Below are 13719 nucleotides of genomic sequence, written 5' to 3'. Positions count from 1 at the left end.
ATTCAATATTATCTTGATCAACAATTACGATAAAATAGCCAACCATTACGATTTCCTAAGCCGGCTGATTTTTTTTAAATCACAAGTGAAGGCACAGATCGATCAATTACAATCTATTCCAGAAAATTCATCTCTATTGATTGTAGGTGGTGGCACGGGCTGGATTTTAGAAGAGATTGCGAAGGTTTATTCATCGGGTTTAAGAATCACTTATGTAGAGATTTCTGAAAAAATGATAAAGCTTTCAAAGGCAAGAAATTTTAAAAATAACAAAGTTGATTTTATTCCTCTTGGAATTGAAGATTTTAAAACAGAACAAACATTTGATGTGATCTTAACACCCTTTTTATTTGATAATTTCTCCAGACATAGGGCAGAAGCAGTTTTTAATGATTTGCACCAACACCTGAAGGTAAACGGGCTATGGCTTTTTGTAGATTTTTCGATAAGTGCCAATAAAGGGAAATGGTGGAAAGCTATGATATTAAAATCGATGTATTTGTTTTTTAAATTAATTGGTATTGTGGAGGCCAATCAACTCATTGATATGCATCCATATTTTACACAAAAAAAATATAAAACTATGGAACGGCAACTTTATTACAAAGGTTTTATTTCTGCAACTGTCTATCAAAAATAAGCTTCAATTTTGTGGAAGAGGTATTTGTTACTTAAAGATAAGGGATCAAAACTATTGCAAATGGAATTTATGCAGCTGGAAATTTTACTGTGTTGATCTGGTTACGATTAGTGAATAAACCAACTATAATATGATCATGCATTACAGTGAAAAAAAATGACTTTAGAAGATTTAGCAAAATCATCAATACTTAGAATAAAATAGCGCCTATAATCACAGCCATAAACATTGCAGCCATTACAATTCGATCTGCTGTTATCCATTGTGCTCTGGTTAAAGGTGTTGCGACTTTTCTAACCGTTTCTGCTTTCGGTCTTGCTATCCTGAAAAGGGAGGTGTCTAATTTAATAATCATTGGAAATGTTTTTTAATAGGTATATCATTTAAGGCAAACCCTAAGCCAAAAACATCTTAATAGGTGTAATTGTTGATAACTTAAGTTTTTTTGTTAACTAAGTCACTTGTATTAAGGTTATTGTATCATATTTGTGAATTTCGAGTACATACAAGTGTATAGCATATGATGCAATTGTAGTTTTATATTCAGTTGTATGAGAACCAGTTGTATTTAATTATGATATGAACAAACATTAACCTGAAACAAGCTCAGATTAATGTTTATTCTCATCATTAAGGCTTAATAACCCGGATTTTGTGCAAAAGGTCCGCCATTAAGATCAATAGCCCTACTTGGAATTGGCCTAAGTAATTTTAACTGACCGCCAACGCCTGAAAATGGATTAATGCCTTTATCAAACCAGTTTGTTTTAATATCCCTGTTGTATAGTCTGGTTCTTTCTACCAGCGTACCTGTTCTCTTTAAATCGAACCACCTTTCGTACTCACCAACCATTTCTCTGGCGCGTTCATCTAAAATGAAATCGATATTTACGCTGGCAGCGGTGATGGCCATTTCAGCAGTTTTGCCCGTTTTAGCGGCTCTTCTTCTAACCTCATTTATCCGATCAGTAGCCAATGCCAGATTTCCAGCCTTAAAGTAAGCTTCAGCAGCAACCAGATAGGTTTCACCTAACCTAGCCAAAAACAGATCACGTGTGCTGGTGGCTGATCCAAACTGAGATTTTGGATCATCAAACTTTTTAACAGAAGGTGTAGCATTGTCTAACACAGTACTTCTTGAAGCCTGCCATGCATTAGAATAAGGTATAATCGTAGTGGTTGCTCTGCGTGTGGGATCTGCTGCACGCCAGGCTGCATCAGTAGTGGTATCCCATTTGGGTTTATAATAAAACCTGATGTTTAAGTTTGCTCTTTCTGCGCTTTTATCGTAATAATCATAATAGCGCTGATAGAGATTAATCATGAATGTGGCATCAAAACGTGCATCATTTTCGGTGAAAGTATTGAAGGTGTACAATGTGGGTACTAGTACGAATGCCCGGTAAGGGTAGCCTTGTGCACCTCCCGATCCGCCTTGGTAGGGTCCGAAAAATGCAGCCTGAGTATTTCCGCCAGTCGTAGCCGTAGGTAATGAAGTCGCATCAAACTGAACTGAAAAGATTATTTCCTGATCTTTTTCATTGCCTGGAAAAAATAAATTTTCAAAAGAAGTGGTTAACGTCCTTCCGGCAATTGCGGCATCAGCAAAAGTTGCCGCTGTACTAAAATCCTGTGCAGATCCAAATGCTTCATATCCCCGGGTTAAATATACTTTTGCCAGATAATGTCGAACAGCTCTTTTGGTTACACGCCCAAAATCTGTAGTGGTTTCAGGTACTAAATCAAGTGCTTCATTCATTTCCTTAATGATAAAATCATAAGTCTCTTGTGCGGTGTTTCTTTTAAACTGTTCAATTGGTGTATCAAAGCGATCAGTTACTAAACTCACTCCGCCGAAAGATTGTACCAGCAGGAAATAATAGTATGCCCGAATAAATTTTACTTCACCTTTTCTAATGGCTAAATTGGCACTGGCTGCTGTATTGCTATTGAAATAAAGTGCGGTGTTACATAACTGAATTGAAGAATAGGTGTTGGTGTAAAATGCCGTTACCTCTGCATTATCGGGGTTTAAGTTTTGATATTCACTAATGCCAACGGGCTGTGCATCTCTGCCTTCTACATACATATCCGTTCCTGCGCAAAACACATATGGTGAACTATAGACTTTGCGTAGGGTGGCATAGGTTGCGTTAATTAATTTTTCATATCCTTCCGCGGTTGCATAATATTCATTGGATACGATATTCGATTTATTTTCTTCTTCTAAAATTTTTTTGCAACCCGTAAACGAGCTGGCAAGAATTAAAAGTGACAGTATGATTTGTTTTTTCATGATACCTTGATTTAAAATTTCAGGTTAACGCCAATTTGATAAGTAACGGTGCTCGGGCCAGTATTGTTAATGTTTCCAACAGTGGTATTGGTTTGTTCTGTGGTAACGGAAGAATCAATTCCACTTGCGCTTTCCGGATCAAATCCATCATAATTTGTCCACACAAATGGATTTAAAACATTAGCGTATACGCGTAAACTCTTAATCTTTAATTTCTCTATTATCTTGGCCGGGAGGGTGTAACCCAGTGAAATGTTCTGTATTTTAACAAATGAAATATCTTTATAATAACCAACACCAGTAATACCATCCCAATAAGGACCGATGTTGTTTGGCTGAGGGTAGGTATTTGAGCTTCTTCCCTGCGTTACAGCATTGGCAGGCATGTAATAATCGTTATAAAGTTTATTGGTTCCGCGGTCATTGTAACGGGTAAAAATGCTGTGGAAAGCACTGTAAACCTGCATACCTTGTCTAGCGAAGAGCGAAGCTGATAAATCAAAAGCTTTATAGGTAAACTGTGTAGAAAAACCACCCGTCCATTTTGGATCTTTCTGACCTATAATTTGCCTGTCGTTTGTGCTGCTGATTTTGCCATCATTATTTAAATCCTTCACTCTGGCTTGACCCGGCAGTTGACCATAAGTCAGCGCCAATGCACGGTCACTTTCCTGCCATATTCCGTCGAAGACATATAAATAATTAACATTGATCGGTTGGCCAATAAACCATGAATTACCTACTAAATCTTGTTTTTTATTGAGCAAATCTATAATCGCATTTTTGTTTCTGGCAAAAGTAAACGAAGTTGACCAGGTAAAATCTTTAGCAGAAATGTTAATGGTTCTAAAGGAAACCTCTATCCCCTTATTGCTTACAGAACCAATATTATCTTTGATAGATGAATACCCGGTTTCGAGTGGTAAATCCCGGTTAAGCAATAAACCTTCAGATAATTTATCATACAAATCGATGGAGCCAGAAATTCTGTTTTTCAGGAAGCCAAAATCAACACCTAAATCAAATTCACGTGTACGTTCCCAGGTTAACGAGGAATTGGGTAATCTGCTTGGCGAATAACCCAAGGCAGGTGTTCCACCAAAATCATAATAGGTTGGTGCACTCAAGTTCATCTGTGTTTCATATGGCCTGATGTTGTTGTTATTTCCTGCAACGCCTGCACTAAAACGCAGTTTCAAATCAGACACAAATGATGCGTTTTGCATAAAAGATTCCCTTGATATTTGCCAGGCGATTGCAGCAGATGGAAAGGATGACCATTTATTGCCTTCAGCCAGTTTAGATGAACCATCCCATCGGTTAGCGAGTGTTACAAAATACTTATCTCTGAAGGAATAATTTACTCTTGCTAAAAAGGAAAGAATGGAAAACTGGTTGAAATTACTGGAAGATAACTGCCGGTTGTTTGATGCGCCTAAATTATAGAAAGATGAGTTGTAAGGCAGGTCATTAACTTTTGTCGTGTCGCTTTCAAATCTATCTTTTTGCATGCTATATAAGCCTGTAAAAGCAAAACTGTGCTCCTTTATTTTTTTACGGATGTTTACCACATTGTCAAAAATGTAAGATTGAGTTTGCTGGTTTACCCTTTGCGCATCAGGAAGTAAGCCATCGCCAACACCTGTTAATGAGCCCCAATACCTGCCATTTCTTACAAAGTTTACGCTCGGAGAAAAGGTTGATCGAACGTCAATCCAGCTCGCAGGCGCATATTGTAAATAAATATTACCCACACCGAAATGTCTTCGGGTATTGTTCTCCGAATTGGAGATTTCCAGAAGAGGGTTTACAGTACTGGTAAAGCTGGAAACAACGGTAGATCCGGGAACAGGAATCTGACCAGGTCTGAATACCAAGTTTCCATTTGCATCGTAAGGCTTAAAAATAGGTGCCATATTGAAACCGTTTCTCACCGCGTCATCGCTTCCGCGTTCGGTGTCCGTAAACGAGAAGTTGATGCTCATTCCGGCAGAAAAGTTTTTATTAATCTTGCCATCAACATTTACTTTAAAGTTGTATCGACTTAAATTGTCTTGTAAAAAGTTTCCTTTTTCATTCTGATACCCTGCGCCAATTAAATATTGAATATCATTGTTGCTGCTCCGGCCTGATGCCGTTACCCAGTGGTTGGCCTGAATACCATCTTGTAGCACCAGGCTTTTCCAGTCGGTATAATCATGGTTGGCTACGGTTTGCAGTACAGTTGGATTATCTAAACTTCCAATGGTATTGGTAAAAGTTCTACCAGCAATGAGTTCTGGTGAGATGAAGGTATTTTGGCGGAATTCCCACCATTCTTCTCCCGTCATAAAATCAGGCATTCTGGCTACTTTACGGATACCTACATAACCATCATAAGAAATGGTTGCGCCACTACTTTTATTTGTTGCGCCATTTTTTGTGGTGACTAAAACCACACCATTTGAGCCTCTTGAACCATAAATAGCTGTTGATGCCGCATCTTTAAGTACGTCCATTTTGGCAATATCCTGCGGATTAAGAAAATTGATATCTGAAACAATTACGCCGTCGACAACAAAAAGTGGCTGGCCACCTGCAAGAGAATTCTGCCCCCTGATCTGCACGTTAAAATTTGCTCCGGCACGGCCTGAGCCTGCAGAAATATCTACTCCTGCAACCTGACCTTGAACAGCCTGTAAAGCGCTTACCGTTCCCCGTTCTGCAATGGCATCTCCTTGAACACTACCAACCGCAGTGGCTACCTGTGATTTCTTTTGTGTGCCGTAACCTACCACTACCAGTTCGTTTAACTGACCTGCAGCTTCGGTTAAAGTGACAGAAAGTGTCTTTTGTCCGGCCAGTATAATTTCTTTGTTATTGTAACCTACGAATGAGAATACCAATGTGGCGTTAGGCGGTGCATCGAAGGAAAAGTTACCATTTACATCTGTGGAACCGCCAATGGCTGCTCCTTTGACTTTGACGGATACACCGATTAAGGTTTCGCCTTTTTCATCTACTACCTTACCTGAAATTTTTTGGCTTTGGGCCATCAAAATGGTGCTGCACAATAGAGAAATGACGAAAAAAAGTAATGTTTTTTTCATGATTAGTTGGTTAAGAGTTGAAAATAGTCATTTTGGTGTGACTACTATATTTGGTTATTTGGCTTACAATTTAGCCAACCAAATTCAATTCGTAACTATAATACGACTCAAAACTATGCAATCGTTCCCGTAAAATATGTCTGCTAAGTGCTAATCAATTGTGTGAGTAATAGATTTGTAATTGTAGTTTAAAAGGAAGACGATGTGTATTTATAAATGTGTTTTTTGTCTTGATGCTCAGAGAAAGTATTGTAATGATTTATTCAACTGGATTAAAAAGATGCAAGGTAATAATACCAATTTTAGTAATTATCGTTCATATAACGATTAGTTTTTGATTCAATCATTATACTTTTTCTTCAGGATGAATATTAAGTTTACTGTTCTTTTTGCCATACCAGAAATAGATTGCCAATCCGATAACCAACCAAACGGCCAGCCTTATCCAGGTTTCCAACGGAAGAAACACCATCATGGCAACACAAGTTAAAATTCCAAGAATAGGAATTAATGGAACAAAAGGAACCCGAAACGGTCGTTTAGCTTCTGGATTGGTTTTTCTCAAAATCAGGATGCCTACGCAAACCATCAAAAAGGCCAACAAGGTTCCGATACTAGTCATTTCCCCAACAACGTTCATGGGTACAAACGCGGCAAATAGTGCAATAAAAATACACAGAATGATATTTGATTTCCAAGGTGTTTTGAATTTCGTATGTACATCAGAAAACATTTTCGGAAGTAAACCATCTTTACTAATGGAATAAAACATTCTTGATTGCGCCATTAAGTCTATTAAAATTACCGATGTATAACCAATTAAAATGGCTAATATAATGGCTTGACTCAACCATGCATAAGGTGTTTTTTCAATGGCAATTGCAACAGGAGCACCACTATTTGCAAACTCTTTGTAATTGGCTAAACCAGTCATTACATGGCCAAATAAACCAAAAAGTACGGTGCAAACCACCAGCGAGCCAATGATTCCGATTGGTAAATCCCGCCCAGGATTTTTTGTTTCCTGAGCAGATGCCGCAACAGCATCGAAACCTATAAACACAAAGAAAACTAAACCTGCACCACGTAGCACACCGCTCCAGCCGAACTGTCCGAAAGTGCCTGTGTTTTCAGGGATATAGGGATGATAATTCGCTGGATCAATATATTGCCAACCCAAAGCAATGAAGACTAAAACTACACCTACTTTTAAAAATACGATAATGCCATTTACAATTGCCGATCCTTTGGTTCCACGAATCAAAATCGCAGTCATTAAAACAACTACCAGTGCCGCAGGAATATTAATGATCCCGTTAACCGTGGAGCCATCAGCCAGTTTTGCTGTTTCGAAAGGAGAGAGGGTAAGTTGCGGAGGAAGAAAAAGCCCAAGGCTTCCTAAAAATTTAGTTAAATATTGAGACCAACTAATGGCTACCGTGGCACAGCCCACAGAATATTCCAAAACCAAATCCCAGCCAATGATCCAGGCAAAAAGTTCGCCCATTGTGGCATACGAGTAAGTATATGCACTACCCGCAACCGGAATCATGGAAGCAAATTCTGCATAACAAAGTGCAGCAAATCCACATCCTAAAGCGGCAATTATAAATGAAAGGGTTACTGCCGGACCAGAGTGATTGGCTGCAGCCAATCCTGTAATAGAGAACAGGCCTGCTCCCAGTGTTAAACCAACACCGATTAAGATCAGGTTAACAGGACCTAAAGTTCTTTTGAGCGTTCCTTCGCCACTTTGGTTTGCTTCAGCAACAATGCTGGCAATTGATTTTTTCATGAAACAAGTTAAGGTTGCAAAATTATCAAAATATATTAATTCTATCGTAGTTGTAGGCATTTGTTTTCAATTAACCGACTTACGAAGTTTCGGTAGGATTGAGTGTTGGGGAACTTCGTCAGTCTTGTAGTAAATTTAGATGCCTATTTAAACTTGCGAAGTCCTACTACGCTTCTGGCCTTTAAGACTTCGCAAGTTGGCTGATCTGACTTACGAAGTTTTGTTGGCTTGTGAGGAAGGGGAACTTCGTCAGTCTAAACATAAGATTGGATGCCTACTTAAACTGGCGAAGTCCTGCTGCGCTTATGGCCTTCGAGACTTCGCAAGTTGGCTGATCTGACTTACGAAGTTTTGTTGACTTGTGGGGAAGGAGAACTTCGTCAGTCTAACCATAAGTTTAGATGCCTATTTAAACTGTCGAAGTCCTGCTGCTCTTCTGTCCTTTGAGACTTCGTAAGTTGGCTGATTCGTTGATTTTAAGGGTTACAAAACTTCATAAATCCCACAGAAAGAACACTTAATTATCTAAGTTCATAATTTAAAATAAAAATTAAATATCTGATTATCATTGTTTTGATATTTTATTTCGATTTATTTTAGTACTATGTATTGCATAGTACAATATAAAACATATATCTTTGTATTATGATAGCAGAAAATACGCAAACGCAAATGCGGAAAGGAATTCTGGAATACTGTGTTTTATCAATCATCTCCCGGGGCGAGATTTATGCTTCAGATATTATTGCTGAATTACGCTCGGCAAAATTGCTGGTGGTAGAGGGAACACTTTATCCATTATTAACCAGGCTTAAAAACAATGGTTTATTAAGCTACAACTGGGTAGAATCTACCTCAGGTCCGCCCCGAAAATATTATACCTTAACAGATGTTGGTCGGGAAATTTTATCAAAATTAGATCAAACCTGGCAAGAGCTTGCTTATGCTGTAGGCATATCACAAAGCGGCGCCAATTCAACAACCTCATAACGCAAAAAAGGAAATGGAAAAGACCATCATCATCAATATAGGAAATACGATCATTCACATCGAAGAAAGCGCCTACGATATTTTAAAGACTTATCTTAATGAAGTCAAGCAATATTTTGCCAATCATGCAGATGATTTGGAGATTGTGACTGACATCGAAAATCGCATTGCAGAATTATTAACGGAGCAGTTGGAAGAGCAGAAGAAACAAGTGGTTGATACAGTCGATGTTCAGCATGTGGTTGCCCAAATGGGACGCGTTAAAGATTTTGATACTGTTGAGGAAAATGAAGAGGAGCCTGTATTACAATCTGCTTACCAACACCAGTATGCCGAAAAGAAATTATACCGGGATATGGATGATAGGGTAGTGGCCGGCGTTTGTTCAGGAATTGCTCATTTTTTAAATACCGACGCCAAATGGATTAGGGTGGCGGTGTTGCTAATGGCGTTTCTAGGTGGATTCGGAATTCTGGTTTACGCTATACTCTGGATCATCATGCCTAAAGCAAAATCCCGCTTGGAAAAGATGGAAATGAAAGGCGAACCAGCAAACTTGCAAGGTTTTCAAAAGAATTTGGATGAAGAATTGCAAGCTGTTAAAGATCGTTTAGGTGAAGTGAACAGACATGCTCAACCCTTATTTGCCCGCTTCGGAATGGTAATTGGTGAGTTTTTTGAATGGATCGGTAGGTTTATATCTGGATCAGGGAAAATATTATTTAAGGTAATAGCTGGTTTCATCATTGTATTTGGGGCATTTTTATTACTGATGCTCATTATTACCACCGCCGCTTTTCAAGGCTTTTGGGATTCGAGCATTTATGATTCTTTCCCTTTTTCAATCATTAATGATGGCAACAGAGGTGTGATTTTGTTCAGTGCTTTTCTCGTATTATTTATTCCGATTTTAGCACTTGTATTATTCTCCATCCGTGTTGCCTTTAATAAGCAAGCCATTAACAAAACACTTTCTTTTGCGCTACTGATCATTTGGTTAGGTGGTGTGGCTACTGCTGGTTACCAGGCCGCAAAAATTTCTTCTGAATTTAAACAACATGCAGAATTAACGCAGACTGCTGATTTGAAGACTTTTAAAACTTATATTATTGATATTGACAGAAGTAAATATTTTAGCAAAGCAGACAGTATTACTTATCATATTGAGGCCAATGAAAATAGGCAAATTGTGACTGATGATTTTGAAAACGGACCTTTCGTGATGCCAAATAATATCCGTATTGATATTGAAAGAGGTGCTACAAATGCTACACGCCTGATACAAAAATATGAATCTCAGGGTAAAACTTTTCAAAGTGCCTTACAAAACGCACAGAATATAGATTATAAATACAGCCTAAAAGATTCGACAATAGTTTTTAATCCACGTTTTCAGCTCCGAAAGGGAACCATTTGGAGAAACCAGGAAGTTCGCTTACAACTTGAAATTCCAGTTGGTACAAAAGTGATCTTAAAAGAAGATTCATACAGGTATGTAAATAATTATGGAACCTGGGATTGTGGCGAAAAGGAAGGCGACAAAAATGATTACACTTCTTGGATCATGACAGAGGATGGCTTGAAATGCATCGCTCAGTTAAAGGAAGAAGCGATAAATAAGCAAAAACTTGAAGATGAACTGCATGATTTAGAACTTTCGCAAAAAAATAGACCTGTTGATACACTTAAGCAGGATTCTATCCTAAATAGAATCAGGGAATTGAAAGAAGAATTGGGCATTAATCCTGAAGATCGTAAATATCGTTAAAACGTACCTGATTGTTATTCCCGCCAAAGCGGAGATTTTTTAAATGAACATATGAATAAATAAAATATCTCCGCTACACTACAGTTTTAATAAAAGTTAAAAAAACCATGAAAATATTATTTACGTTAATGACATGCCTGATGGTGTGCGGGGTTTCCTTTGCCCAAAATTCACCTCAAATAACAGGAAAAGTTATAGATGAAAAGGCTGTTACAGTGCCATTTGCAATCGTCAGACTTTTAAATTTTCCTGATACCAGTTTGGTGAAAACAGTGACAACGAATCTGGATGGTGCTTATGAAATTAAGCAGTTAAAAGAGGGAACTTATATCCTATCGGTTTCTATTGTTGGGTATAAAACAAAGAAAACCGATAAGTTCTTATTGAATGGTAATCTAAACATGCCTGCTATAACCCTTCAAAGTTTAACTAAGCAGTTGAATGACGTTAGTGTATCAGTTAAGAAACCGTTTATTGAACATCAGATAGATAAAACAGTGCTGAATATAGAAAACAGTATTGTTTCATCAGGAAGTACAGCATTGGAACTTCTGGAGAAGGCACCAGGCGTACAGGTTGATAAGCAAAACGATCAGATTTTATTAAATAATAAATCGGGTGTAATGGTGATGATTGATGGAAAGAATAATTTTCTATCGGGAGCAGATTTAGCCGTTTATTTGGGGAGTTTAAATAGCAGTCAAATTTCCACCATAGAAATTATTACCAATCCGTCATCCAAATATGATGCTGCAGGAAACGCAGGAATCATTAATATTAAATTAAAAAAGAATAAAGCCTTTGGTACCAACGGAAGTGTTTCATCAACTTATCGCAATGCCATCATGGCAAACTTGCCAAAAAATATTTACGGTTCTGATCTGAATTTTAACATCAACAATAGGAACGAAAAATGGAACTTTTACAGCAATGCCAATGCATCAAAAAATAACAACTTCTCTAACCTGTTTTTAGAGAGAACTACAAATTCTGGTGGCTTGCAAAGTGCCTTCAATCAAAATTTTCAAAAAATATATACTGGTTCCAGATTAGCAGCTAAACTGGGTGCTGATTATTATGTCAGTGAAAAAACAACTATTGGCGTAATGCTGGATGGCAATACGAGTACCCGCAAACTGGATAATTTTTCTCAGACTTTTATCAATGAAGTTCAGTCTGGGGCAGTAAGCAATAATTCGCTTATTTTAAATTCGGATGCCAATACGCCCAATAAAAATTATAGTGCAAATTTTAACATTAAACATGAATTTAAAAAAGAAGGTGCCAGTTTAAATTTTGATGCCGACTATTCAGGCTTCGATTACACCGGACTTGAAAATTTTAATACAAATTTCTTTAATGAAGCTGGAGCCGTTTATAATCAAACCATTATCAAAAACGATAGCAAAACCAATATTGATATCTTTGCCGCCAAAGCGGATTTTACATGGCCAATTTCGAAAACAGCCAAATTAGAAACTGGCTTGAAAAGTAGCTTTGTTAAAACCAACAATAATTTTTTATCTTCTACTTTCTTAAATAATGAGTGGCAGAATATTGCAGGCCAGAGCAACCATTTTATTTATAAAGAAAATGTTAATGCAGCCTATGCAAACGTGTCTAAAGATTTAGGAAAATTCCAAATTCAGGCTGGATTAAGGGCTGAATATACAAATGCCACCGGAGCTTTAATCACCAATAATACGGTGTCAGATCAAAAATACCTGTCTTTGTTTCCAACAGTTTTCGTTAATCAGAAAATTTCGGAGAGTAGTAATCTGCGTTACACCTATGGCAGACGGATTGATAGACCCAATTACCAGCAATTAAATCCTTTTAATTTTTATATGGATCCTTATACCATACAACAAGGAAATCCATATTTAAAACCGCAGTTTACTAATAATTTCGAAGTTAGCTACAGTTATAAAAGTGGGCTATCTTTTTCTCTGGGATATTCAAAAATTAAAGATTTAATATTAGATAGTAAAACGGCGCAAAATGACAGCACCAGAATTGTTACCGTTGGTCAAGGTAATATTGGAAGTGGTGAATACTATTCTGCGGGTTTATATTTCCCTTTGGCAGTTACCAAATGGTGGAATTTGCAAAACAATTTTAATCTCTTTTATAATAAATTTAATGATAACAACTTAGAAGGTGCACCTTTTGTACTAAGCAAAGTATCTTATAATTTCAATATCACCAGTTCTATAACACTGGCTCATAACTGGACCATCGAAACCAATTTCTGGCTAAATTCTCCAAGAGTGAGGGGGCTGGAAAAAACCATCATTTATCAATATGCATTAAATACGGGTGTGCAGAAAAGCTTCCTGAATAAAAACCTAAAGTTTAAATTAAATATTGATGATATTTTTGCCACCAATTACTGGAAAGGTACTTTAGACTATCAGAATGTTAATTTAAGAGCTCAGAATAATTATATCAATAGAAGAGCTTCTTTTAACATCAGCTATAACTTTGGCAATCAAAATGTGAAGTCTGCAAGATCCAGAAATACTGCTACCGATGATATTAAAAATAGAGCAGGGGGGTAGTTTGGAGTTGTGAGTCTTCAGTCTGGAGTCGTAAGTCCAGGGCATTAGTCATTAAAAAGGAGGATTCACTAAACGAATCGTCATGCTGAATTTATTTCAGCAACTATTTGGTAAGTTCCTGAATCAAGTTCAGGAAGACAATCCCAAGCAGGATCGTCCTTGCGAGAAGGCACGACAGCCTGCCCCGACCTTTCGGGGAAGCAATCTATTTTGAAGATTTCTTTGATAGAGATTGCTTCAGCAGATGAAGAATCTGCTTCGCAATGACGAATTTTTTGAAGAGCTTTTACTAAGCAAATCGTCATGCTGAATTTATTTCAGCAACTATTTGGTAAGATCCTGAATCAAGTTCAGGAGGACGATCCTTTCGTGAGTTCAGGAAGACAATCCCCAAACAGGATGGTCCTTGCGAGGAGGCACGACAGCCTGCCCCGACCTTTCAGGGAAGCAATCTATTTTGAAGATTGCTTTGATAGAGATTGCTTCATCAGATGAAGAATCTGCTTCGCAATGACGAATTTTTTGAAGAGCTATACTAAGCGAATCGTCATGCTGAATTTATTTCAGCAACTATTTTGAT

Annotated in this window: 9 protein-coding genes; 4 read left to right on the top strand and 5 right to left on the bottom strand. The window is 37.6% G+C overall.

All coding sequences use genetic code 11. The features are described 5' to 3' along the window. Nucleotides 1–13: 13 nt before the first annotated feature. Nucleotides 14–640, top strand: coding sequence for a class I SAM-dependent methyltransferase (locus tag EV200_RS06405; RefSeq protein ID WP_165877878.1), 627 nt, complete (start codon nucleotides 14–16; stop codon nucleotides 638–640). A gap of 190 nt (nucleotides 641–830) precedes the next feature. Here EV200_RS06405 and EV200_RS21725 read toward each other — a convergent pair whose 3' ends face one another. The 4 genes from EV200_RS21725 to EV200_RS06390 all read right to left on the bottom strand — a co-directional run bounded on the left by EV200_RS21725 (nucleotide 831) and on the right by EV200_RS06390 (nucleotide 7820). After that, complete coding sequence (locus EV200_RS21725; protein ID WP_165877877.1) at nucleotides 831–995, bottom strand: hypothetical protein; 165 nt, start codon at nucleotides 993–995, stop codon at nucleotides 831–833. A 282-nt stretch (nucleotides 996–1277) separates the two neighbouring features. Further along, on the bottom strand, nucleotides 1278–2936 hold the full coding sequence (locus EV200_RS06400; RefSeq protein ID WP_132530274.1) for a RagB/SusD family nutrient uptake outer membrane protein: 1659 nt from the start codon (nucleotides 2934–2936) through the stop codon (nucleotides 1278–1280). A gap of 11 nt (nucleotides 2937–2947) precedes the next feature. Then, on the bottom strand, nucleotides 2948–6025 hold the full coding sequence (locus EV200_RS06395; protein WP_132530272.1) for a SusC/RagA family TonB-linked outer membrane protein: 3078 nt from the start codon (nucleotides 6023–6025) through the stop codon (nucleotides 2948–2950). Between the two features lie 346 nt (nucleotides 6026–6371). Continuing rightward, nucleotides 6372–7820 carry an amino acid permease gene (locus tag EV200_RS06390; RefSeq protein WP_132530270.1) on the bottom strand — a complete coding sequence of 483 codons (1449 nt, stop codon included), beginning with the start codon at nucleotides 7818–7820 and terminating at the stop codon, nucleotides 6372–6374. Nucleotides 7821–8465: 645 nt separating this feature from the next. Here EV200_RS06390 and EV200_RS06385 point away from each other — a divergent pair. The 3 genes from EV200_RS06385 to EV200_RS06375 all read left to right on the top strand — a co-directional run bounded on the left by EV200_RS06385 (nucleotide 8466) and on the right by EV200_RS06375 (nucleotide 13139). After that, nucleotides 8466–8810 carry a PadR family transcriptional regulator gene (locus tag EV200_RS06385; RefSeq protein ID WP_029282550.1) on the top strand — a complete coding sequence of 115 codons (345 nt, stop codon included), beginning with the start codon at nucleotides 8466–8468 and terminating at the stop codon, nucleotides 8808–8810. Nucleotides 8811–8823: 13 nt separating this feature from the next. Beyond that, nucleotides 8824–10578 (top strand): PspC domain-containing protein, encoded by a 1755-nt coding sequence (locus EV200_RS06380; protein WP_132530268.1) that lies wholly within the window; start codon nucleotides 8824–8826, stop codon nucleotides 10576–10578. Nucleotides 10579–10685: 107 nt separating this feature from the next. Further along, the gene (locus EV200_RS06375) at nucleotides 10686–13139 is read left to right on the top strand and encodes an outer membrane beta-barrel family protein (RefSeq protein WP_132530266.1); all 2454 of its coding nucleotides are present in this window, start codon (nucleotides 10686–10688) and stop codon (nucleotides 13137–13139) included. Between the two features lie 80 nt (nucleotides 13140–13219). Here the strand turns inward: EV200_RS06375 and EV200_RS06370 are convergent, their stop codons facing one another. Further along, nucleotides 13220–13444, bottom strand: a complete 225-nt coding sequence (locus EV200_RS06370; protein WP_132530264.1) for a hypothetical protein — start codon at nucleotides 13442–13444, stop codon at nucleotides 13220–13222. Nucleotides 13445–13719: the final 275 nt, after the last annotated feature.

Origin of the sequence: Pedobacter psychrotolerans, from assembly GCF_004340665.1 — a bacterium.
GTDB lineage: Bacteria > Bacteroidota > Bacteroidia > Sphingobacteriales > Sphingobacteriaceae > Pedobacter > Pedobacter psychrotolerans.
This window is presented reverse-complemented; position numbering and strand designations above follow the sequence as displayed.